Below are 22,754 nucleotides of genomic sequence, written 5' to 3' on the forward strand. Positions count from 1 at the left end.
CTAAGCGTGAATCACCCCGGCAACGGGGACTCATGAACGGCAGAAAAACCTTATTTTTATACAGGAGTTGGTCGGCAGATTCAAGATGAAGTTGCTGAGATTTGGTTAACGCAAAAGCCTGCTGTAGTCCGTGGTTCCCGCGTTCAGCCCGGGGGAAACGGGGAGCAGGATATGGAAGGTGGAGCCGGGGAAGCGGTCCGGGTTGTAGCCGGTGGACTCCACCCAGATCTCGCCGCCGTGCATGTCGACGATCCCCTTGGCGATGGAGAGGCCGAGCCCCGCCCCTTTCGCCTTGAAGGCGACCTTGCCGCTGGAATGCTCCTGGATGTTGCCCACCTCGTAGAACTTGTCGAAGACGCGCAGCTGGTCCTCGCGATCGATACCGATGCCGGTGTCGGTGACCGTGATTTCCAGGAACAGGTGGTGCTCCCGCCCGGGGTGGCTTTCGTCGGTGGCGCCGGCCGGCCCGCGCAGCAGGTACTTGGCCGAGGTGCTGACCGTGATGCGGCCGCCGTCGGGGGTGAACTTGATGGCGTTGCCCAGGATGTTGGAGAGGAGCTGCATGAGGCGCAGCGCGTCGCCGCGGATGGTGGGAAGCGACTCGTCCAGGCTCAGCACCACCTCCTGTTTCCTCATGGAGAAGAAGAAGCGCAGCTCGTTCACGCTCGCCTCGATGAGGCGGTTCAGCTGGATTTCCTCGACCTTGAGCTGCAGCCTTTTCTCGTCGATCATGGACACGTCCACCATGTCCTTGATGATGTTGTCCAGGCGAGCCGCGGCGTTGGCGATGTTGACCACCATCTCCAGCACGGTCTTGTCCACCTTGTCGGCGAGGTCGGTGGTGATCAGTTCGGAGTATCCCATGATCACGGTGAGCGGGGTCTTCAGCTCGTGGGAGGCGAGTCCCAGGAAGGAGTCCTTCATCCGGTTCAGGCGCGCGAGGTCGGCGGAGCTCTTCTCCAGGTTGAGGATGATCTCGCGCTCGCGGGTCACGTCGCGGAAGATCGCCTGCACCAGGGTCTCCGAGCCGCTCTTGATGCTGGAGGCGTGCAGCATGGCGACCATGGCGCCCCCCTCCTTGCGGGAAAGCTGCATCTCCTCGGCTATGTGGGCCCCTTCGGCGGCCTCGCGGAAGATCCGGTGCACCTTGGGGATGTTGCTGATGTTCAAAAGGAGCAGCATCTTGGTGAGCGGCAGCCCCACCAGCTCCTTGGCCTCGTAGCCGAAGAACTCCTCGGCCATCTTGTTGACCATGCGGATGCACTCGTCGGCCCCGATCACCACTATGGCGTCGCTTGCGTCCTCCATGAGCGACTTGTACAGCTCCTCGGAGCGCTCGAGATCGGTGGAGAGCTTCTCCAGCTTGCGGTAGGAGGCCTGCAGCTCGTCGAAGGTGCGCTCCATGTCCTGGTAGTTCTTCTTGATCTCGGCGTCCCTGTTTTTCAGGAACTGGGACATGATGTTGACGTTGCGGGCCAGTTCGTTGAACTCGTAGACCTGCACCTCGCCGATGTGGGTGTCGAAGGCGCCCTCGGAGATCTGCTTCACCCCTTTGAGCAGCATGGAGATGGGCTGCATCACGTACCGCTTCATGAAGAGCATGATGAGGGTAAAGGAGGTGACCAGGGAGATGGCCAGCAGGAACAGGGTCTTCAGCACCATCCCCTTCATCTTGTCGAAGACGACCTGGTCGCTGAAGCCGACGTGGGCCTGGGCCAGCGGCTTGCCGTACGGGCTCATCACCATCACGGCGTTGTCGTAATAGGAGTTGGTGGAGCCGTCCACCGTCATGGTGATGCGGCGCTTGTAGACCGGCTCTTCCCCAAGCCGCGCCTCCTCCTTCTGGGACTCCTGGATGGGCATGGCCATGAAACGGGGATCACTGGCGAAGAGCACCTTGCCGTTCAACTCGGTCACCACGCAATAGGCGATGTCCGGGTTCCCCTCGATGATCTCCCGGCACTTCTCGGACACACCGGTCATGTCCTTCAATTCCAGACCGAGGTTGATGACCTTCTCGATGTTGGATTTGAGAGCGACGGCAAGTCCCTTGGAACGCAGACTGAGTGCGTTCACCTGGTCCTTGCGCAACGCCATTATGTCCATACCGGAACCAATGAAGATGGTGAGGAAGAGGATCAGGAAGGAGAACAGTAAGATGCGTTTTTCCAGTGTCATTTTCATCTATAGTCTATTTCCAGCAACTGCGTGGACGAAAGAAATGCGCATCATGGGCCACGCCAGCATAATTTATACTTCAACTGAAAGTCAATTATTATGTGGGTTTTTTCACCCACAAAAATACCTCCCTCAAACATGCGGATCGCCGCTGAGAGCATGGCGATTCACGCCCATTGTCGCTATCGACCGTAGCAGAAAAAGCTTGAATAAAATCTTGACGGGCACCGGTTCGGCTGTTAGTATCCCCAATTGTGAAGGAATACTTAATTAACAGGAGGGGGACATGGCTTTAAGAGTAGCTGTTAATGGATTCGGCCGTATAGGACGTTGTGTACTCAGAGCTGCAGCACAGTCGAAAGAGTTTGAATTTGTTGCAATTAATGACCTCACTGATGCTAAAACGCTGGCGCACCTGTTAAAGTATGACTCTGTTCATGGGAAATTCCCCGGGGAAGTTTCCGTAGACGGTGACCAGCTTATTGTCAACGGCAAGGCCATCAAGGTTCTGGCGGTGAGAAACCCGGCCGAACTTCCCTGGAAAGACCTCAACGTCGACATCGTGCTCGAGTCGACCGGCCTGTTCACCGCACGCGACAAGGCCGCCCAGCACCTGACCGCCGGCGCGAAGAAGGTGATCATCTCCGCACCCGCCACCGATCCGGACCTCACCATCGTCCTCGGCGTCAACGACAAAGAGTACGACAAGAACAAGCACCACATCGTATCCAACGCCTCCTGCACCACCAACTGCCTGGCGCCGGTCGCCAAGGTGCTGCAGGACAGCTTCGGCATCGAGAAAGGCCTGGTCACCACCGTCCATTCCTACACCAACGACCAGAACATCCTCGACCTGCCGCACAAGGACCTGCGCCGCGCCCGCGCCGCCGCCCTCTCCATGATCCCGACCACCACCGGCGCCGCCAAGGCGGTATCCCTGGTGCTGCCGGCACTGAAAGGAAAACTCGACGGCATGGCCATCCGCGTGCCGACCCCGAACGTCTCCGTGGTCGACCTGGTGGCGACCCTTTCCAAGCCGACCGACGCCCAGCAGGTCAACGCCGCGCTCAAGGCCGCAGCAGAAGGGCCGCTCAAGGGGATCCTCGGGTTCTGCGAAGAGCCGCTCGTTTCCTGCGACTTCAACGGCAACACCCTCTCCTCGATCGTCGATGCGTCCTGCACCAAGGTCATCGACGGCAACATGGTGAAGGTCCTCTCCTGGTACGACAACGAGATGGGCTTCTCCAGCAGGGTGGTCGGCCTGATGAAAATCATGTTGTAAGAAGATACGAAACCGAATACATATTGCGGGGGGGGAGCTTTTCTCCCCCCTCGTTTATTTTTTTGTGTCTAGGAGGAGTCATGTCAATTCGTTACATCGATGAGATCGAAAACCTTGCCGGCAAGAAACTGTTCATGCGCGTCGACTTCAACGTGCCGTTGGACGACAACCAGAACATCACCGAGGACACCAGGATCCGCGCCGTGCTGCCGACCCTGAACTACGCGCTCGACCAGAAGGCGAAGATCGTGCTCGCCTCGCACCTGGGCCGCCCCAAGGGGGAGCGCAAGGAGAAATACTCCATGGCGCCCGCCGCCAAGCGTCTCTCCAGGCTCCTGGGCAAAGAGGTGAAGCTGGCTTCCGATTGCATCGGTGACGACGTGCGCGCCATGATCGACGCCATGCAGCCGGGCGACGTGGTCATGCTGGAGAACGTGCGCTTCTATGCCGGCGAGGAGAAAAACGACGTCGACTTCGCCAAGGCCCTCGCCAACGGGTGCGAGGTCTACGTGAACGACGCCTTCGCCGTTTCGCACCGCGCCCACGCCTCCGTCGAGGCGATCACCGACTTCTTCCCCGTGGTGGCCGCCGGCTTCCTGATGAAGAACGAGATGAACTACTTCGAGAAGGCGATGAAGAACCCGATCCGCCCGCTGGTCTCCATCCTGGGCGGCGCCAAGGTATCCGGCAAGATCGAGGTCCTCGAGAACCTGTGCGACAAGGTGGACAAGATCATCATCGGCGGCGGCATGGCCTTCACCTTCCTGAAGGGGATGGGCTACAACGTCGGCAAGTCGCTGGTCGAGGATAACCTGATCGACACCGCCATGAAGACCTACGAGAAGGCGCGCTCCATGGGGGTCAAGTTCTACCTCCCGGTCGACTGCGTGGTCGCCGACCAGTTCAACCCCGCCGCCGAGACCAAGGTCTGCCCGATTCAGGAGATCCCGGAAGGATGGATGGCGCTGGATATCGGCCCCGCGACCGTGGCCCTGTTCACCGAGGCACTGCAGAACGCGAAGACCATCGTCTGGAACGGCCCGATGGGCGTGTTCGAGATGGATGCCTTCTCGCGCGGCACCTTCGCCATGGTCTCCGCCGTGGCCAACTCCTACGCCCTGACCATCGTTGGCGGCGGCGACACCGACGTTGCCGTGCACCGTGCCGGCGAGTACGCCAAGATCAGCTACATCTCCACCGGCGGCGGCGCCTTCCTCGAGCTGCTGGAAGGCAAGAAGCTCCCGGGCATCAAAGTGCTGGAAGACAAGGGGCACAAGTAAAGCAGACTAAGATTAAGGTTAAGACTGAGAAAACCCTCTACTGCGGGTGTTGGAGGTTGAGGTTGTGAACTCCAGCCTCTCCTTAATCTTAATCTTAGTCTTAATCTAAACCTAAACCTGACTTTCTGGAGGGATTCTAGATGCGCAAGCCGGTCATAGCAGGCAACTGGAAACTATATAAGACAAAGGACGAGGCGCTGGCACTGATCGAGGAACTGGCGCCGCTGGTCGCCGGGGTGGACAACGTCGAGGTGGTGGTGGCGCCGGTATTCACCGTGCTCCCTTCCCTCCCCGCCGCGCTCGCCGGCACCAGCATCAGCCTCGCCGCCCAGGACGTTTTCTGGGAGGAGGAAGGGGCCTTCACCGGCGAGGTGTCGCCGCGCATGCTGCTCGACGCCGGCGCCAGCCACGTCATCATCGGCCACTCCGAGCGCAGACAGTATTTCGGCGAAACCGATGCCACCGTGAACAAGAAGATCAAGGCCGCCCTCAAAGGCGCCCTGGTCCCCATCTTCTGCATCGGCGAGACGCTCGAGGCGCGCGAAGCCGGCGACACCTTCAAGGTGCTGGAGCGCCAGGTCCAGGGCGGCCTGGAAGGTCTCACCGAAACCCAGTTCGCACCGGTCATCATCGCCTACGAGCCGGTCTGGGCCATCGGCACCGGCAAGGTCGCCACCGACGAGCAGGCACAGGAAGCACACGCTTTCGTGCGCGGCGTCGTCGCCAAGATGTTCGGCCAGACCGCCGCCGACAAGGTGCGCATACTGTATGGCGGGTCGGTCAAACCCGACAATGTCAAAGGGCTCATGTCCTGCGCTGACATAGACGGCGCCCTGGTCGGAGGCGCCAGTCTCAAGGGAGCATCTTTTGCTTCCATCGTCCGTTTCGGCGAATAAAGGCTTGGTTATTTTTTGCAAATATGCTAAACAGTCTCTTTGGCAGTCTCGTGAACACTCTCGGAGGTTAGGTTTTTAATGACTATTTTACTGGTAACCCTGCACGTCATCGTTTGTTTCGCTCTCATCGTTGTCGTCCTGCTGCAGTCCGGCAAAGGGGCCGAGATGGGTGCATCCTTCGGCGCCAGCGGCAGCCAGTCCGTGTTCGGCGCGGGCGGCGGCAACACCTTCATGAGCAAACTGACCACCTATGCAGCGGTCATCTTCATGCTGACCTCCCTCTCCCTGGCCTTCGTGTCCGGCAAAGGCGGCGGCTCTTCCATCATGTCCAAGGCACCGAAGGCAAAGCCGGCCCCCATGGGCGGCATGCCGTTGCAGCAACCGATCAAACCGGCAGCACCCGGCAACGCAGCAGCACCCGCGGCGCCCGCCGCTCCGGCTGCGCCTGCAGCACCCGCGGCACCGGCAGCACCCGCAGCTCCGGCAAAGTAGTTAATTAGAAGTTTGCTGTTGACATCTCCTTCGGGGGATGCTAAAAACTGGGTTCTTCTTGCCGAAGTGGTGGAATTGGTAGACACACCATCTTGAGGGGGTGGCGGGCGATAGCCTGTACGAGTTCGAGTCTCGTCTTCGGCACCATCCAGAAATAACAGGGGTTACGGATATTCCGTAACCCTTTTTTTATTTCCGCTTGAAACCAGAACCATTAGCCACGGAGGAGATCTGAGGACATCTGAGAAAACCAAAACAAAGATTTGTTTCTCTCAGATTTTCTCCGAAGTTCTCCGTGGCTAATGGTTGTAATGTTTCTCTTGACTTCAGCCTCATCAGATGATACAAACTGGGTTCTTCTTGCCGAAGTGGTGGAATTGGTAGACACACCATCTTGAGGGGGTGGCGGGCGATAGCCTGTACGAGTTCGAGTCTCGTCTTCGGCACCACAAAGAAACCAAGGGTTACGGACATTGTCCGTGACCCTTTTTTTATTCCAGCTTCGTCTTTACCAAAAGGGGACTGGCTCCGTCAGGTGCCTGTCCCCCTGCTTCTTTGGAGAAGCTGAACTTACCACGCGCAGGTGACAAGTTACCATGCGCAGGTGACAAGTTGTCATGCGCAGGCGACAAGTTATCATGCGTAGGTGACAAGTTGTCATGAGCGGGTGACAAGTTGTCATGCGCAGGTGACAAGTTGTCATGTGCAGGTGACAAGTTGTCATGCGCAGGTGACAAGTTGTCATGCGCAGGTGACAAGTTGTCATGCGCAGGCGACAAGTTATCATGCGCAGGTGACAAGTTGTCATGCGCAGGTGACAAGTTGTCATGCGCAGGTGACAACTTGTCACGAGCAGGTGACAACTTGTCACGAGCAGGTGACAACTTATCACGAGCTCGTGGCAACTCGCCCCGGTGGTTGGTATAGTTGGACCAAGACACCCTGCTCTTTTCTCGCGCGCCCTTTTCTCTCAGCAACTGGCATAGTCAGGCAATTCCCGTTGCACCAACGACTGATCCGTTGCGTCACCGTTTGATCTTGTGCCACGACGTATTACACGCCGCTCATCTTGCTTATTCGCCGCCGCCCCCCCCTTCCCCACTGGCATTGCCAAGTCAAAGCGGTCCAGTTGACAACCAAATAACACCCCATATAATGTTTACACCAACCACTTTAATGATATTCGAGGGTACAGGAGGTGTGAATGAAAGACACGCAAGACGCACTGAAACAGGCCATACAAACTGAAAAGAACGCGATGAACTTCTACCAGATCGGCGCACAGCATATGAAGGATGCGGAAGCCAAGCGGCTGTTCGAACAGCTGGCACGTGAAGAGAAGGAACACGCTGCACAGTTCTTCAAGGCCTATCACGGCAACGACCTTGGCTCCTTCGAGGAGTTCATTACCGCCCCGCCGCAAAACGAGGCGCTTTGGGTGACTTCGATCCAGAAGGCCATCGACTCCGACTTCACTGAGCAGAAGGCCCTGGAGTACGCGATGGACAAGGAGACCCACCTGGAGAATGCCCTGCGCGAAACGGCAAACAGGATCTCCGACCCCGCCATCAAGGAAATCTTCCTGTGGAACGCCAACGAGACCCACAACCACTTCCTGACCATCGAGGCCGAGTACGCGAGAATCATGGCAATGGTCGACGAATCGGACATGGATACCTACGTCAGGGAGTAACAGAGTAGCTGGATAAACCGGTCATACCAAGGGGGGCGCGAGCCCCCCTTTTGCTTCCCTCGGTTTTTTAATAATTTATGCCGCCGGGCAAAAAAAGATAATCATTCAGGCATTTTTTTCTTGCACGGAAGCGGCTCCTTTGCTATAAGTAGGTCTCTCGCAAGCCGGAGTGGCGGAATTGGTAGACGCGCTAGATTCAGGTTCTAGTACTCGCAAGGGTGTGCTGGTTCGATTCCAGTCTTCGGCACCAAAAGATCAAGAGGTTGGGCGTTAGCCTAACCTCTTTTTTCTTCCTTCGATCCGCGAGAAACATTGGGGCTGTAGCTCAGTTGGGAGAGCGCTTGAATGGCATTCAAGAGGTCGTCAGTTCGATCCTGATCAGCTCCACCATCAACCAGAAACGGGGTCCGGCACATGCCGGGCCCCGTTTTTTTTGTGCCTGAAGAGGACGCGGCAGGATATTGCCCAACGGGGAGGCAAATTGGCGTAAAATCAAGGGGTGCGATGGCATGACAGGTTCAGGAGGCGGACCCGGGAGGTCTACCATGAAAAAACACGGTCATCAATTCAGACACGCCAACCCAACGGCGGAGTTGGACCGCAAACACCAGGGTTCCATCGGCGGCCAACACCTGGCGAAAGCAGCCTCGATCCCCGACGAAGAAAAGGTATCAAGCATGCGCTCAAGCATCTCCGAGGACTTCACCCCGGGGCGGGACCCCGCCGAAGGTCCGGACGTCGCCCTGACGGCACCGGTGCACGAGCGGTGGGCGCAACACACGGCGGAACGGGACCCCACCGAGGGAGCGGCCTTGACGGCGACGCCGCCCCCCAGGGTAAGGCGATGACACTATCTGCTCCATAAGCGGGATGTTTCCGGAAAGCATCCCGCTTTTTCACGCACCGGTCCCGTCCGTACCGTTCTCCCGTTTGTACCGCTCTCCCGTCACATCGCTCCTTCGGTCCTCCTCCCCTTGCTACTGACACCATTGACTCTCAGCACATTGCCACCCTCCTCAGCGAGGATATAATTACCACGTTTTAATTTTCTCAAACAATCAGCCAAACGATATCTCAGTCACCGATCACAACTCTCGTTACCAACAGGCGGATTACTGTGAACTTCCGGAGCCGTATCTTCATCAGGCCGGACCGGCCCCTCTATGCAGTGATAGTCGTTGTTGCCGCCCTGCTCGGCCTGCTCAACGTCGTGGTCTATCTCTTTACCCCGGCAACCAGGTATGAAGTAGTGTCGTGGTATCTGCCGACGGTGCATACCTTCGTCGCCCTTTGCTCCTTCTGTGTCGCCTTCCTCGCGCTGGGGCGGCACCAGGTCCTGAGATACCCGGCCCCCTTCTGGATCGGGATCGCCTACCTGGCCCACTCCATCTTTTCCATTTTCCGCCTGCTGGTATTCCCGACCCTGCCGGGAAACCGGGGCATCATCGAGACCCTCCCCAGCGTCTCCCCCTGGTTGGTGAACCTGCAGATGACGACCCTGGCCGCCTGCATCATAGCCGCCCCGCACAGTCCGGTTCCCCGTGACAGGCGTTCCGCCTGGATACTGGCGGTGACAGCAGTCGGAGCCGTCATTCTGGCCGCGATTGCCGTAGTGACGCTCGATTACGCGCTCCCGGTCATGGTGATAGCCGGCAGGTTCACCGAGGCGGAGGTCGCCCTGCTCTTGTTCCTGGCGGCGATGCTTTTCGCAGGCGCGGTGTCCGCCACTGCCACCTACCTCGATACCGGAGACCGTCTCTTCGCCTACACCGCGTTCTCGCAGCTGGCCGCCACCTCGTCGGTCACCATGAACGCGCTGGGCGCGAACTGGTTCAACCTCCCCTTCTATCTCGGGCGCAACATCGTGGTGCTCGGCGCACTGGTCATGCTGTTCGGTCTCCTTTCCGACTACGTGGAACTGGCGCGCATGGAGCAGGAAAAAAGCCAGGAGCTCGCCAAGCGGTCCGAGGAACTGGCGCATAGCGAGGAAAAGCTGCGCTACAACGAGGCCACCCTGCAGATGGCGATCAACGCCACCGGGCTGGGGACCTTTGAGTTCGAACCGCAAACAGGGAAGGTGACCTGGTCCGAGCAGGCCAAGAAAAACTTCGGACTGGCGCCGGAGGCAGCGGAAAGCTACGAACTGTTCACCTCGTCACTGCACCCGGAGGACCGCGCGCAGGCACAGGAGGCGCTCAAAAAGGCACTGCAACCCGACGGGGACGGCTCCTACCGGGCGGAGTACCGCGCCATCGGCATCCAGGACGGCAAGGAACGCTGGCTCATGGCGAGGGGACAGGTATTTTTCGACCGGACCGGAGCGCCAACGCGGGTCATCGGCGCCACGCTCGATATCACCGAACCCAAGAAAGCGGAGGCCCGCCTGCGCCGGATCTTCGATTCGGGAATGATCGGCCTGATCTACTGGAACATGCGCGGGGACATCCTGGACGCCAACGACGCCTTCCTGCAGATGCTGGGGAGGAGCCGGGCCGAACTGGAAGCGGGCACGATAAAGTGGAGCGATCTGACCCCGCCCGAGTTCGACGCGCTGGACCAGCATGCCCTGGACGAGCTGCGGGCCACCGGCCTGGACACCCCCTACGAAAAGGAGTTTCTGCGCAGCGACGGCACCAGGGTCCCGATCCTGATCGGCGCGGCCACCCTTCCTGAGGCGCCAGAGGAAGGGGTCGGCTTCGTCCTGGACATCACCGAGCGCAAGCGGGCAGAAGAAGAGGTGCGCCAGGCCAGAAACAGCCTGGAAATAAGGGTCCAGGAGCGGACCGAGGAACTAAAGCGCGCCCTGCAGCACCTGAGAAGCGAAACCGAAGAGCGGGTACGGGCGGTGGAGGAACTGAGGGTCAGGGAACAGATGCTGATGCAGCAAAACCGGCTGGCCGCCATGGGGGAGATGCTGGTCAACATCTCGCACCAGTGGCGCCAGCCCCTCAACGTGCTCGGGCTCATCCTGCAGAACCTCGCCCGCAGCTACGAACGGGGTACGCTGTCCGTGGAGGTGGTGCGAAAAAGCGTAAGCCGCGGCACGGAGCTTATCGAACACATGTCCAAGACCATCGAAGACTTCTCCGCCTACCTGAACCCGGACAAGACCAAGCTCTCCTTCGACGTGGGCGACGTCATTGCCAATGCGGTGTCGATGGTGAGGGAAAGCCTGCAGGGGGTCGCGGTGACAGTGCACGCCCCGGCCGAGCCGGTCTTCGCGGACGGCTACCGCAACGAATATGCACAGGTGGTGATCAACATCCTGGTCAACGCACGCGATGCGCTGCGCGAGAAACGGATCTCCGATGCGGAGATCGCCATCAGCATCAACAGCGACGGCGACAAAAGCGTGGTGACCATCTCGGACAACGGGGGAGGCATCGCGGCAGACGTCCTGGACAGGATCTTCGATCCCTACTTCACCACCAAGGACCCCGGCAAGGGGACCGGCATCGGCCTGTTCATGTCCAAGTCGATCATAGAGAAGAGCATGGGCGGCAAACTGACCGCACGCAACACCGACCGCGGCGCTGAATTCACAATCGAGGTATGACATGCCTACTGCCAGAGAGCGGGTAACGAGCATCCTGTACGTGGAGGACGAGGCCGAGCCCAGGGAGCTGATCGGGAATCTGCTGAGCGAGGAACATCCCCACATCAGGATCATCATCGCGGCTGACGGGGCGGAGGGACTCGCACTGTTCAAGGAGCACCGGCCGCAGGTCGTGGTGACGGACATCCGGATGCCGGTCATGGACGGTCTCACCATGGCCGCGCACATCCGGGAGATGGACCAGGAGGTCGACCTGATCGCGGTGAGCGCCTACAGCGATACCAGCTTCCTGGTGCGCGCCATCGAGCTCGGCTTCAGCAACTACGTTTTCAAACCGGTCAACTTCTCGAAGCTGCTCACCGCGCTGACCAGGATCATCAAGGTGAGGGAGTTGAAGCATCGGTTCAGCGAGCAAAACGAGCGGCTGCGGCAAAGCGAGCAACGTCTCCAGGCCACCTTCGACCAGGCCGCCGTCGGAGTGGGACACGTCGCCCTGGACGGCACCTTCCTGCGCATCAACGACAAATACTGCGACATCGCAGGATGCAGCAGCGGCACCGCACCGGCCACCATCTACGACTTCACCCATCCCGACGACCTGCCGGCGTGCCGCAGCCACCATGAACTCCTGCTGGCAGGCGAAAAGCGCAGCTACTCCCTGGAAAAGCGCTACGTCCACGACGGGGTCGTCGTTTGGGCCTCGCTGACCGTCTCCATGGTGCAGGACCATGCCGGCAAGGACACCTTCATGGTCGCCATCGTCGACGACATAACGGAACGCAAGCTTCTGGAGGGTCGCATCGCCGACCTGAACCGCGCCCTGTCCGCACGGGCGGAGGAACTGGAGAGCGCCAACCGCGATCTCACCGCCTTCAACTACACGGTCGCCCACGACCTGCGCCAACCGTTGAACCTGATCAGCGGCTACTGCCAGGCCGTCAGCATGACCTGCGGCAAGGCGGTCAACGAAGAGTGCCGCGAGTTCCTGCAAAAGGCCTACGAGGGGACGGTGAAGATGAACAAGCTGGTCACCGCCCTGCTCGAATTCGCGGAAATGGCGCACGTGGAACCGAAGCGGGAAAGCGTCGATCTCAGCCGCGAAGCGGAGGAAATTGCGGCCGAACTGGCGCGCTCGGAACCGCAGCGGCAGGCGAGGTTCGTCATCGCACCGGGATTATCGGCACAGGGGGACGGACAGTTGCTCAGGGCGGTCCTGGCAAACCTGCTCGGCAACGCCTGGAAATACACAGCCCAGCGCGACGAGACGGCGATCGAATTCGGCAGCAGCGTGCATGAAGGCAAGGTCGTTTTTTATGTCAGGGACAACGGCATCGGCTTCGACGCGGAGCAGACCAAGGAGATCTTCGTCCCCTTCCGGCGCCTGCCGGGGGCACAGCGGCGGGGAGGTTTCGGTATCGGGCTGGCGACGGTGGAGAGGATCATCAAACGGCACGGAGGCGAGGTTTGGGCGGAAGGCGAACCGGACAAGGGAGCCACCTTCTACTTCTCGCTCCCATGAACCCGGCTGACGAACTAATCCCTCTATGGCAGGCGTCGCCAGAGAAGGGGGACTGGCTCCGCCAGGTGCCAGTCCCCTTACTGCGTGGGGAAGGCGGCCAAGCTGAAAGGAGCGTTCCGCTACAGGGACAGGCACCTGACGGAGCCTGTCCCTTCTGCCGCGCAGCTTGAAATACAAAAAGCCCCGGCATTGCTGCCGGGGCTTTTTGGCTAAGGGACGCCCGCCTCGTTAAAGACGGGCCACATACTGCAACCTTCTTTGCAGTGCGATACAGGGCGAATAGCAAACTTAGAGGTCCACATTGCCATGATCTCCTTTCCCGAAATAGAAGTTATCTACTCATACACCGCCGCGGCGGTACAAGTCAACATAAAAAGATCAATTTGATCCTTTTTGATTTACTGCGCGGCTCAGGAGGTCTGATGGCACCCTTCGCAGGCGACGGGACCTTCCATCTTGCCGGCTTCGGGCTGATGACACCCGATGCAGATCCGATGGGCATAGGCCTTGCCGAAGGTCCTGATGGCGCCCACCTCCCCTTCGTGACAGACGCTGCAGTCCATGTCGGCCAACTTCTCGTGCTTTTTGTGTGCGAAGACGACGGTCCCCTTCTTGTTGGGGAACTCCATCCTTTCGTTGATGCCGGCAAAGGCCACTCCTGCCACGCCGGCAATGACCGCCGGCACCACAATCCATTTCATAACATTCTCCTCCATCAATCAGTGCACAACACAGTTGCTCATAGCGACAGTATCTAGTACCTTTCCAAGTCAAAGTCAATGAATTAGGTACCGAGCCCACAGGGCGGACTGCCGATCAGGCACAAAGGAGGAAGCAATGCGCGACATTCCCGATCTGCTCGACTCACTCAAGCGGGCACCCAGCATCTTGTCCCGCTTCGTCGAGAGCATCCCCGAGCAGAAGCTGGATCTCAGAAGAGGCGACGGTTTCTGGACCATAGCCGAACATGTGAGCCACCTGGCAGGGGTGCAGCCGATGCTGCTGCAGCGGATCGAACGTTTTCTGAAGGAGGAGCATCCCGAGTTCGTCCCGTACCTTCCCGGGCAAGGGGAAGAGGAACCGGACACACCGGCGCGGATGGAAATGACGGCGGCTTTGGACCAGTTTGAAGGCTGCCGCATCAAGCAGTTGGAGCTATTGAAAGGGCTGGACGAAAAAACGTGGCGCAGGACGGGGACCCACCCGGAGTACGAGGCGTACTCGCTGTACATCCTCACCAGGCACATCCTCATGCACGATCACTGGCACATGTACCGGATGGAAGAGCTCTGGCTGACCAGGGACGCCTACCTGACCCAGCTGGCCTAACCGGCGCTAAGAGCGGTGTCCGGCCGGCTTTTCCATGAACACGATGGCGAAGCTGCCGGGCACCTCCTTCCGTGCGTAAATCTCGTACCCGAGCTTGCGGTACAGGCGGATGTTGCTGTCGCTCCTCTCGCCGGTGAAGAGACGATAACAGGAGGCTTCGGGAAAGGCGCCCTCGATGGCCCGCATCAGGGCCGCCCCGATCCCCCTCCCCTGCCGTTCCGGGTGCACCATCAGGCGGCCGATGAGGCAGCGCCCCTTGCTCATCCTCCCGTTTACCGACCCCACGATCCTGCCGTCCTCGACTGCCTTGAGGACCGTGTTCACCGAGAAGCTGTCGGCCAGCTCTTCCAGGGTCTGGGTGAGCGGCGGGATGGACCAGTCCTGGTAGATGGCCGCCTCGCTCACGTAGGCAGTCTTTTGCAGAGCCAGTATTTCGGCGGCATCGTTGCGGCCGGCACGGGTAATGTTCACGAGGCGCGGATCTCCTTCACCTTGGCGGCGATGAGAGCGGCGGCACGGTCCACCTCCTCGGCGCTGGTGAGGCGGCCCAGGCTCAGGCGCACCGCCCCGAACCCCTGCGCCCGGGAAAGACCCATCGCCTTCAGGACGCCCGAGAGCTCACCTTTCCCGTCGTGGCAGGCGGAACCGGTCGAGGCCGCGATCTCCGGAAGACGAGCCAGGAGGTCCGCCCCCACCACGCCGTCGAAGCTTACGTTCAGCGTGTTGGGCAGCCGCTCCTTTTCCGGCCCGTTCAGGACCACCCCGCCCGCCTGCTCCTGCAGTTGCGCGTGCAGCCGATCCCGCAGGGCCTGTACCTTGCCCGGTTCGCCCGCCGCAATGCGCTCCGCTGCCAGCTGCATCGCCTTGCCCAGGGCCGCCATGTAGGGGACATTCTCGGTCCCGGCCCGCAGGCCCGCTTCATGCCCCGCCCCGTGCAGGTAGGGCGCCACGCGCACGCCGTTGCGGATGTAGAGGGCGCCGACGCCTTTGGGAGCGTAGAGCTTGTGTCCGGCAACCGTGAGCAGGTCCACCCCGAGCTGGTCCACCAGGGTCGGCACCTTCCCCACCGACTGAGCCGCGTCGCTGTGCAGAAGGACGCCGCGTTCCCTGGTGATGGTGCTGATCTCCGGGAGGGGCTGGATCGAGCCGACCTCGTTGTTGGCGTGCATGATGCTGACCAGGATCGTCTGGGCGGTGATCGCTTGGCGCACCTCAGCCGGATCGACCATCCCCGCGCCGTCCACCGGCAGGTAGGTCACGGCGAAGCCCTGCTCCTCCAGCCAGCGCAGCGGCTTGAGCACCGCGGGGTGCTCCACCGCAGAGGTGATGATGTGGTTGCCGCGCTCCCGGTTGGCGAAGGCGGTGCCGATCAGGGCCTGGTTGTCGGACTCGGTGCCGCCGCTGGTGAAGATCACCTCGCCGGGGGTGCAGCCAAGTGCCGTTGCCACCCTCCCCCGCGCCAGTTCCACCGCCTCCTTGCCGGTCCTGCCGTAAGGGTGGTTGCTGGAAGGGTTGCCGAAGTGCGCGGTGAGAAACGGGATCAGCTCGTCCACCACCGCCGGGTCGACCGGGGTGGTCGCGTTGTAGTCGAGATAGATGGGGTCCATTGGTTCCTCGGGTGTCTTTGCTGATGTTGCCGCTATTGCGCCGCCTGGCGCAGGATGACTGACGATAATGCAAAAGAAGCCCAGAGGCAAGACTTTACCGAGGTTTGTGTGGCTGACGGCATGAGCGCCGGGTCGGCTCCTTGAGCGCCCGTTTCACATGGCGGGGCTACCTCAGAAACCGGACTCGGCACCTGAGGCCGGAGGGGACCTGCATGGACGGGTTTGCGACATCAACCCGGGCCATAAAGGTACTGCTTGCTGCATCGACCACCTTGTCTACTATGGCAACCCTGCCATAATACCTTCCGCCGACCGGCGCCTCCGGCCTGATCTCAGCCCTCATCCCCCGCTTCACCAGCCCGAAACTACGCACAGGTATCACGACATCGACCCTGAGCGGGTCGAGGCAGGCCAGCTTGAAGATAGGCGCTTCGCCTACGTAATCGCCAGGCGCCATGAGTCTCTCGGTGACCACGCCATCGATGGTGCTTACTACGGTCCTTGACTTGAGCTTCTCCTCTAGTTCCTCGAGCTGCAGTTGGGCTTTCCGGAGGTCCGTCTCCAGCTCGTCGTTTTCATTGGCGGAGACCAGCTTTTTTCTGACCAGACCCGCGTTCCTTTCCATTTTCCGTCTGAGAAATTCCACGTTGGCGAGGGCCAGATCGCGCGCGGCCCTTTCCTGGCCTGACTTCAGGCGCGCGAGCACCTGCCCTTTCCTGACCAGGTCACCGCGCTCGACCGTTACCTCCTCCAGGATGCCGGCAGCGGAGCTGCTGACTTTGACCACCTCGCTGGGATAGATCACCCCCTCGAATTCCTCGACAGCAGACGCTGCCGATATACCGGCCAGGAAGAGGAGAGCGCAAATCCCGACAACGAAAACCCTGACCTTCATCATGTCCTCCTATTGCTCCTGTGACAATGACAGGAGCCCTCTCGTCTGGACATCCCGATGTAATAGTTCCCTTCTTAGCCTCTGGTGGAGCCGCTCCGTTTCCTTCTGCATGCGCAGCAGTACCCGTCCGGCGACAAGTTCCCACAGGCCGGTTCCTGCCGGCAGAAGTCTCAGGAGCAGGGACGCCGTTCCTCCTGCCTTGACCAGGACGGAGTCATCCAGCACCGTGAGCGTCTGGCAGCTGCCGGGATCGCCCTGGCGCGCGCATCGTCCGCGCAGTTGCCGGTCGACCCGCGCCGCATCATGCAGTTCCGTGAGGATCACGTGCAGCCCCCCCACCTCGGCTACGCCCGCGGCGAGCTTTATGTCGGTGCCGCGACCCGCCATGTTGGTGGCGACGGTTATGGCGCAGCTCTCCCCCGCCCTTGCCACGATGGCGGCCTCCTCTGCATCGTTTTTGGCGTTGAGCACTGCATGGGGGATGCCTTCCCCCCCGAGAACCCTGCTTACCCCTTCGGACGCGGCAACGGAAGCGGTGCCGATAAGCACCGGACGCCCCCCCCTGCGGAGTTCGGCCACCCGATCGAGGAGGAAGCGGTCCCGTTGCTCGCGATCATAGAAGATCCGGTCCGGGAGGAGCGTGCGCCGCGAGGGGCAACGGGTCGGAAGGCGCACCACCGGCAATCGGTACACCGACCACAGCTCCCCCACAACCTCGCCGGCGGTTCCGGTCATACCGGCGAGGTGCAGGTAGCGCCTGAAGAAGCTTTGGAAGCTCATCCTGGCGACCGTCTCCTGCTGCGAGCTCACCTCGCACCCCTCCTTTATCTCGATCAACTGCTGCAGTCCCTGGTCCCAGCTGCGGTCCGGCATCACCCTTCCGGTATGGGTGTCGATTATGTGCACCTTCCCGTTGCGCACCAGGTACTCCCTGTCCGGTTGATAGCGGTGCAACGCCGCGATCGCCCGGCGCACCAGTTCGCCCTTGCGCAAGGCGGCCGTCCCCCTGGTCCCCGGGGGGAGCTCCAATAGATGCAGCTTACGCTCTCCGGCCGGCGTGATGTGAACCTCGCGCGTGGTGGGGTGGACGGTGAACTCCCCTCCCTCCGCCAGGGTCCGGGCGAACTCGAGCACGCCCCTCAGGACCTCAACATCCTCCCGATGCAAGCCCGAGCCGGAAATCACCAGCGGGGTCCTCGCCTCGTCGATCAGAAGGCTGTCCGCCTCGTCAGCGATGGCGTAGTGCAGGCCGCGCAGCAAGAGGGCGTCCCCGCAGGGGGCCGTGCGGTAAAGATGCTCCACCTGCAAACGCAGGGCGCCCGTCCCTGTTGCCTTCAAGGTCAGCCTGTCCCGAAGATAATCAAAGACCACCTCCTTGTTGGTGCAGTAGGTGATGTCGCTCAGATACTGGCGCCGGCGCGACTCGACGGGGACCTCGTGGACGACGCACCCCACGCTGAGCCCGAGGGCGCGGTAGACAGGGCCCATCTCGCCTGCATCCCGCCCGGTCAGGTAATCGTTAACGGTCAGGACGTGAACCGGCACCCCGGCGAGGGCGGCCGTTGCGGCAGCGAGGGTCGCGGCGAGCGTCTTCCCCTCGCCGGTTTCCATCTCGGCGACCATACCCTTGAGCAGGGCAAAGCCTCCCAGCAACTGGACGTTGTAGTGCCTTTTTCCCAGCGTCCTTCCGGAGACCTCGCGCACCAGTGCGAAGGCGCGTCCGACCAGCGCATCGGTGAAGCCCTGGCGGCGCAATTCAAGCCGCAGCAGGGAGGCCTCGCGCTTCAGTTCGGGGTCGCTTTTCTGCCCCAGCGTCGCCGCGTGCCTCTCGACCATGGGAAGGATCCTGTTCAAAGGGCCAAGGCGGGAACGCCACCTTCTTGCCACGACCCCGGCGGCGCCCCCCAAGACCGCCTCCAGGGCTCCCGGACAGAGTTCAGGCTTTTCGGGACGAAGGTCATGGGTAGCAGGCGGGTGGTTGAGGAGATCATTCAGCATGAAAGGTCCTAGGATTCGAATCTCTTGATCAGCACCCGGCGGAGGTTGCGATAAAGCCTCGTCGCCACCGGCTCCGGATCATGCTGGAAGCGGACGAATGCCCGCTCCCCTATGCGCTTCAGGTGGGCGCCCGCCAGGTCCACGTCGAACTGAAAGTTCTGCCTGAAGGCGAGGGGCTTGTCGCTTTGGGTGGGGGCGAGGGCAATACCGCCGCCACCGTTCAGGCTCAGGGCCAGGCTCGGCAGTTCCGTGGAAGCAGCAGGGACCTCCCGCACCACTTTGGCCGGCAGCACGATCGAGAGATCACTCGCGAGCCTCGCCTCTACCTTCGTGGTCCTGTTACGGACCCAATCCACATCGTCCTGCCCGACGACGATCCTCACGGTGGCCTTGGAGAAGTCAACGACCTGTCCCAGCGCGTCCCCTTTGTTCACAAAGCGCCCCGGGAGGTCGCCGGCGAGGGGAAAGATGTAGACGCCGTCGGCGGGGCTGCGCACCACGAGCCCGGCAACGCGCTCCCTGGCCCGCCCCAGCTCCGCCCTCGCCTTGCCCATCTCCTCGCTGAGCACCCCGGCCTCCACCCGGTCGGTGACCAGGCTGACCCGGTATCGCGCCTGGGTCTCAGCCAGGCGCCCCCTGAGGACCCCGACTTCTTTCTCCAGCTTTCCCGCCTCGCACAGCACCAGGGGGCGCCCCCGCTCAACCGTCGCGTTGGGCTCCGCAAGCAGCCGCGCGACGAAACCGTCGGCACCGGCTGTAACCTGCGCATCCGCCGGTGCGATCACCACCCCCTCCACCACGGTAAACACGGGCACCGGCACCGCAACCAGGGCCAGCAGCAGCGCGCCTCCCCCCACCCCCACCGCCGTCATGCGTGAACCGAGGCGCCACGTGGCCGACCTGACGCTCCCCATGATCCTCACCAGAGGACGCAGGACCAAAAAGGGAAGCGACCAGAGCAGCATCAACACCCCGAGGTAGCGAGACTTCCCGGCCAGGAACAGCAGGATGGCGGCCATGATGAAAAGGCGGTACAGCGAGGAAAGGACGCCGTACAGCAAAAGCCAGCGCGCCTCCCCGGCGCTTGCGGCGGTGGAGGGGAGTGCGCTCATGCCAAGGAACCTGCGTTGGAGCAGATTGCCCAGGTATTCACCGCTGCGGGAGTAAAGGTTGGGAATCTCCAGGAAATCCGCCAGGACGTAGTAGGCGTCGTAGCGGACCAGCGGGTTGGCGTTGACAAGGAGCGTGGAGACAAATCCGATCAGCATCATGTTGTAGGCCGCCGACCGCACGGCACCCGGTTCCGCGCTGAGCCAGATGATGACTCCGACGGCGGCCAGAAACAGCTCCACCAGGATCCCGGCCGCTCCCACCAGCATCCGTTTGCTCTTGTCACGGAAGCGATACGAGGCGGTGGCGTCGACATAGGGGACGGGGATGAAGACCAGCAGCATCACCCCCATCTCATGCACCTCGCCCCCCCAATGCTTCACGGCGTAGGCGTGTCCCAACTCGTGGAAAACCTTGAACGCCGGATAGAGCAGTGAGAGAGCCACCACGTTTTCCAGGGTCAGCACCCGGTCCGTCACGTTGGCTGTCAACTCGTTCCAGTGCACGCACGCCTGGAGCAATCCGTAGAGCACCACCGAGAGCCAGAGCACCCCTCCCCGCCAGTTGACCAGCGGTGCGACCAGAAAGCGCGTGCGGTCGAGGAACCGGTCCGGATCGAACAGCGGAAGGCGCTGCGAGGTGGGTGAGGAGAGACGGCTGAACCATCTGTCCCGCCTGGCACGCAGGCTGCGCGCGCTCAGAGCGGTCATGTCCGGGGGGAGGTCGCATTGCAGCCCGACGTTGTCATGGAGCTGCGCCATCAACGCGATGGTCTCATCCTGGGTCGGCAGCCGGTCCCCGAGACGGGCCGCGGCGGCCTCCCAGATTTCGGACATGGTGCGCTTGCCGTCCATGAGGGCGACCAGGAAGTATGCCTCCGGCGACACCCGGTGAAATCGCCCCGTGCAGCGATCGTGGAGCACGTACCACTCCCGATCCCGGAACACCTGCCTCTGCACGTGGATGTGGCTTCGCAGACGGGGCCTCAGGGGCGCCACCCGATACCAGGACTGGCTGTAGAGATGCCGCTCCCCCTGCCCCTCCACTAGGGCCACCACTGCCACAGCTTCATGCGCGCCCAGTCCGTCACATCTCGGGACCAGATGGAAACGAGCAGGCGCCGGCCGATGGATACCTTGCCGACCCCTTCCATCCCCGGGCGCAGCATCGGCGAACCTGCCGTCAGCGCGGCTTCGACCCGGAAGTAGTTCTTCCCATCCTTCTGGGCGGATACGGGGGTTATCCTTTCGACCACGAACGGGAAGCTCACCCCCGGGAGGGCAGGGAGGAGCATGGTCCCCCGCTGCCCGGCCCGGACCTCGGCGATCCGGTACTCGTCCACCTGGAGAACCACGCGATAGGCGTTCAGGGGAGCGATCTCGAACAGCAACTCCCCCTGCCCCACCGCCCCCCCGACCCTCTGGCTCAGGTCGCCGCTCACCACCACCCCGTCGAAGGGCGCCGTCAGCGCAGTCCGCCTGAGCTGGTTCCGCACCAGGTCGAGCTGGGCCCGGCCCTGGTCGAGTTGGGAGGCAATGATGTTGGCCTTGGCCCACTCCCCTGAGGCGACGGCCTCCTGACGCTGGCGCTGGTACTGGGTTTGCTGGTTGACCCACTTCACCTGCTCGAGGATGAGATCTCTGCCGTCCAGCGTGCAGAGCACGCCCCCCTTCCTGACCACCTCTCCGGCCCGGACCGCGGCGGAGTTGACGTACCCGTTGAAGGGGGAAACGACCGCCCTGCGCACCGAAGGTTCCACGGTGGTCGGCGCGGTGACCCGGTAGTTTCCGGTGGCGTTGGCCAGCAGCAACGCCGCAGCCAACAGGGTAAGGACGGACAGTTTGCGGGCGATTCGCCCCGGGCCGAAGAGCCGCTCCAGTTGCGTGACGAGCGAGTCCGCGGCGGCGCGGGCCAACGGCCGGTCGTTGAGCCGCCGCGCCTCCAGGATCGGCGCCACCAGGGCGAAAATCCCGCTGCAAAGGCGGAGGTCGGCCTCCTCAAAGGGGAGCTCCGACGGCCGCTCCAGTGTGAGGGCGCCGCGGTAGCGCCCCCGGGCGTGCAGCGGGATGGTGAGGATGCTCTCCCCGTGCTGCCCCCTTGAAAGTTCCTCGTGAGCGCGCGTCACCATGAGCCTCGCCCCCGGCGGGAGCGGGTACGCCACCTCGCCCCCCTGCAGCACGGCCTCCTCCATGGCGCCGGATATCAGGCGCACCAGGTTCATCTCCTTCGCGAAGCCGGCGCTGTGGGAGATCGCCTCCAGGGCAACGTGGCGCTTCCGTATGAAGCCGAGGCTCACCCGGTCGCATTTCATCCGCGTGGCCAGCTCCGTGACGAACACCATGCAGGCCGCCGCGAAACGCTCCTCGGCCACAACAGCCGCAAGGAGGTCGAGGGACAGCTCCCCCAGCGAACACTGGCGCTGGTTCCGGGCGACCTTGCCGCGCAGGCGGTCCAGCTCCAGCCATGAGACGCCCCACTGGAGCTGTTCCATGCAGTGGGCCAGCTCGCTCCTGGCGGCTGCGGTCACCTCCAGGGCGACGACGGCCACCAGCTCCTGGTCGGCAAAGACAGGGTACGACACGGCGTAGCAAGGGTGGCCGGCCGTTGCAGCCGGGGGGGGAGGCAATTCGGAGATCAGGCCGCAGCGCTGCTCCACGGATGCCTCGCACATCTCGACGAGCCCCTCGGCTGCGCCGGAGGAATCGGGCCACACCGCAACCGGCTGGTATGCACCGTCGCCCCCCTTCAGCACCAGTATCCCCTGCACCGTCGTCTCAATCAGCGAACACTGCAGGGCGAGCCAGTGCTGAAGGTACTCGACGCCGCCGGCATCCCGAAAGCGGGCCCACAGTTCGGGAAAGGCGCCGGCGAGCCCCCCCCGCGGTTCGGTATTGTCAGAGAAGTGTGCCATTTGGGTTG

The 22,754-nt window shown here is 61.9% G+C and carries 17 protein-coding genes and 4 tRNA genes; 13 read left to right on the plus strand and 8 right to left on the minus strand.

Annotated elements, in window-relative coordinates; genetic code table 11:
* Positions 1-105 precede the first annotated feature (105 nt).
* Positions 106-2,184, minus strand: coding sequence for an ATP-binding protein (locus tag H7687_RS06860; protein ID WP_183346321.1), 2,079 nt, complete (start codon positions 2,182-2,184; stop codon positions 106-108).
* 280 nt (positions 2,185-2,464) lie between these two features.
* On the opposite strand from H7687_RS06860, the gene gap reads away from it, so the two are divergent.
* The 12 genes from gap to H7687_RS06920 all read left to right on the plus strand — a co-directional run bounded on the left by gap (position 2,465) and on the right by H7687_RS06920 (position 12,896).
* Complete coding sequence (gene gap, locus H7687_RS06865) at positions 2,465-3,460, plus strand: type I glyceraldehyde-3-phosphate dehydrogenase (RefSeq protein WP_183346322.1); 996 nt, start codon at positions 2,465-2,467, stop codon at positions 3,458-3,460.
* An 80-nt stretch (positions 3,461-3,540) separates the two neighbouring features.
* On the plus strand, positions 3,541-4,740 hold the full coding sequence (locus tag H7687_RS06870; RefSeq protein WP_183346323.1) for a phosphoglycerate kinase: 1,200 nt from the start codon (positions 3,541-3,543) through the stop codon (positions 4,738-4,740).
* Between the two features lie 140 nt (positions 4,741-4,880).
* The gene (gene tpiA / locus H7687_RS06875; RefSeq protein WP_183346324.1) at positions 4,881-5,636 is read left to right on the plus strand and encodes a triose-phosphate isomerase; all 756 of its coding nucleotides are present in this window, start codon (positions 4,881-4,883) and stop codon (positions 5,634-5,636) included.
* Positions 5,637-5,714: 78 nt separating this feature from the next.
* On the plus strand, positions 5,715-6,128 hold the full coding sequence (gene secG / locus H7687_RS06880) for a preprotein translocase subunit SecG (RefSeq protein WP_183346325.1): 414 nt from the start codon (positions 5,715-5,717) through the stop codon (positions 6,126-6,128).
* Positions 6,129-6,188: 60 nt separating this feature from the next.
* A tRNA-Leu gene (locus H7687_RS06885) sits at positions 6,189-6,275 on the plus strand.
* A 215-nt stretch (positions 6,276-6,490) separates the two neighbouring features.
* Positions 6,491-6,577, plus strand: a tRNA-Leu gene (locus H7687_RS06890).
* A 755-nt stretch (positions 6,578-7,332) separates the two neighbouring features.
* A complete protein-coding gene (locus H7687_RS06895) occupies positions 7,333-7,821 on the plus strand; it encodes a ferritin-like domain-containing protein (RefSeq protein WP_183346326.1) in 489 nt (162 codons plus the stop codon).
* A 163-nt stretch (positions 7,822-7,984) separates the two neighbouring features.
* A tRNA-Leu gene (locus H7687_RS06900) sits at positions 7,985-8,071 on the plus strand.
* 64 nt (positions 8,072-8,135) lie between these two features.
* Positions 8,136-8,211: transfer RNA gene (locus H7687_RS06905), tRNA-Ala, on the plus strand.
* A gap of 155 nt (positions 8,212-8,366) precedes the next feature.
* Entirely contained in the window at positions 8,367-8,669 is a 303-nt protein-coding gene (locus H7687_RS06910) for a hypothetical protein (protein WP_183346327.1), read from the plus strand.
* A gap of 269 nt (positions 8,670-8,938) precedes the next feature.
* Entirely contained in the window at positions 8,939-11,377 is a 2,439-nt protein-coding gene (locus H7687_RS06915) for a PAS domain-containing sensor histidine kinase (protein ID WP_183346328.1), read from the plus strand.
* A 1-nt stretch (position 11,378) separates the two neighbouring features.
* Complete coding sequence (locus tag H7687_RS06920) at positions 11,379-12,896, plus strand: sensor histidine kinase (RefSeq protein WP_183346329.1); 1,518 nt, start codon at positions 11,379-11,381, stop codon at positions 12,894-12,896.
* A 410-nt stretch (positions 12,897-13,306) separates the two neighbouring features.
* On the opposite strand, the gene H7687_RS06925 is transcribed toward H7687_RS06920, so the two are convergent.
* Positions 13,307-13,597 (minus strand): cytochrome c3 family protein, encoded by a 291-nt coding sequence (locus H7687_RS06925; protein ID WP_183346330.1) that lies wholly within the window; start codon positions 13,595-13,597, stop codon positions 13,307-13,309.
* A gap of 136 nt (positions 13,598-13,733) precedes the next feature.
* Between H7687_RS06925 and H7687_RS06930 the strand changes: the two genes are divergently transcribed.
* Complete coding sequence (locus H7687_RS06930; RefSeq protein ID WP_183346331.1) at positions 13,734-14,225, plus strand: DinB family protein; 492 nt, start codon at positions 13,734-13,736, stop codon at positions 14,223-14,225.
* Positions 14,226-14,231: 6 nt separating this feature from the next.
* Here the strand turns inward: H7687_RS06930 and H7687_RS06935 are convergent, their stop codons facing one another.
* From H7687_RS06935 to H7687_RS06960, 6 genes are all read right to left on the minus strand, one after another.
* Complete coding sequence (locus H7687_RS06935) at positions 14,232-14,696, minus strand: GNAT family N-acetyltransferase (protein ID WP_183346332.1); 465 nt, start codon at positions 14,694-14,696, stop codon at positions 14,232-14,234.
* Positions 14,693-15,832: a cysteine desulfurase family protein gene (locus H7687_RS06940; protein ID WP_183346333.1), complete on the minus strand. Its 1,140-nt coding sequence runs from the start codon at positions 15,830-15,832 to the stop codon at positions 14,693-14,695. Before H7687_RS06940 ends, H7687_RS06935 begins: the two co-directional genes overlap by 4 nt.
* 166 nt (positions 15,833-15,998) lie before the next feature.
* Complete coding sequence (locus H7687_RS06945) at positions 15,999-16,727, minus strand: efflux RND transporter periplasmic adaptor subunit (protein ID WP_183346334.1); 729 nt, start codon at positions 16,725-16,727, stop codon at positions 15,999-16,001.
* A gap of 9 nt (positions 16,728-16,736) precedes the next feature.
* A complete protein-coding gene (locus H7687_RS06950) occupies positions 16,737-18,725 on the minus strand; it encodes a preprotein translocase subunit SecA (RefSeq protein ID WP_183346335.1) in 1,989 nt (662 codons plus the stop codon).
* Positions 18,726-18,733: 8 nt separating this feature from the next.
* Positions 18,734-20,899, minus strand: coding sequence for an HlyD family efflux transporter periplasmic adaptor subunit (locus tag H7687_RS06955; RefSeq protein WP_246404670.1), 2,166 nt, complete (start codon positions 20,897-20,899; stop codon positions 18,734-18,736).
* Positions 20,881-22,746, minus strand: a complete 1,866-nt coding sequence (locus H7687_RS06960; RefSeq protein ID WP_183346336.1) for a GAF domain-containing protein — start codon at positions 22,744-22,746, stop codon at positions 20,881-20,883. Before H7687_RS06960 ends, H7687_RS06955 begins: the two co-directional genes overlap by 19 nt.
* Positions 22,747-22,754: the final 8 nt, after the last annotated feature.

This window comes from Geomonas paludis, from assembly GCF_014193585.1.
Lineage (GTDB): Bacteria > Desulfobacterota > Desulfuromonadia > Geobacterales > Geobacteraceae > Geomonas > Geomonas paludis.

Coding starts and splice junctions, on each gene's coding strand:
- H7687_RS06920 (WP_183346329.1), top strand. CDS start 11,379: ATGCCTACTGCCAGAGAGCGGGTAACGAGCATCCTGTACGTGGAGGAC.
- H7687_RS06870 (WP_183346323.1), top strand. CDS start 3,541: ATGTCAATTCGTTACATCGATGAGATCGAAAACCTTGCCGGCAAGAAA.
- H7687_RS06945 (WP_183346334.1), bottom strand. CDS start 16,727: ATGAAGGTCAGGGTTTTCGTTGTCGGGATTTGCGCTCTCCTCTTCCTG.
- tpiA (WP_183346324.1), top strand. CDS start 4,881: ATGCGCAAGCCGGTCATAGCAGGCAACTGGAAACTATATAAGACAAAG.
- H7687_RS06940 (WP_183346333.1), bottom strand. CDS start 15,832: ATGGACCCCATCTATCTCGACTACAACGCGACCACCCCGGTCGACCCG.
- H7687_RS06925 (WP_183346330.1), bottom strand. CDS start 13,597: ATGAAATGGATTGTGGTGCCGGCGGTCATTGCCGGCGTGGCAGGAGTG.
- H7687_RS06895 (WP_183346326.1), top strand. CDS start 7,333: ATGAAAGACACGCAAGACGCACTGAAACAGGCCATACAAACTGAAAAG.
- H7687_RS06860 (WP_183346321.1), bottom strand. CDS start 2,184: ATGAAAATGACACTGGAAAAACGCATCTTACTGTTCTCCTTCCTGATC.
- H7687_RS06960 (WP_183346336.1), bottom strand. CDS start 22,746: ATGGCACACTTCTCTGACAATACCGAACCGCGGGGGGGGCTCGCCGGC.
- gap (WP_183346322.1), top strand. CDS start 2,465: ATGGCTTTAAGAGTAGCTGTTAATGGATTCGGCCGTATAGGACGTTGT.
- H7687_RS06930 (WP_183346331.1), top strand. CDS start 13,734: ATGCGCGACATTCCCGATCTGCTCGACTCACTCAAGCGGGCACCCAGC.
- H7687_RS06950 (WP_183346335.1), bottom strand. CDS start 18,725: ATGCTGAATGATCTCCTCAACCACCCGCCTGCTACCCATGACCTTCGT.
- H7687_RS06910 (WP_183346327.1), top strand. CDS start 8,367: ATGAAAAAACACGGTCATCAATTCAGACACGCCAACCCAACGGCGGAG.
- secG (WP_183346325.1), top strand. CDS start 5,715: ATGACTATTTTACTGGTAACCCTGCACGTCATCGTTTGTTTCGCTCTC.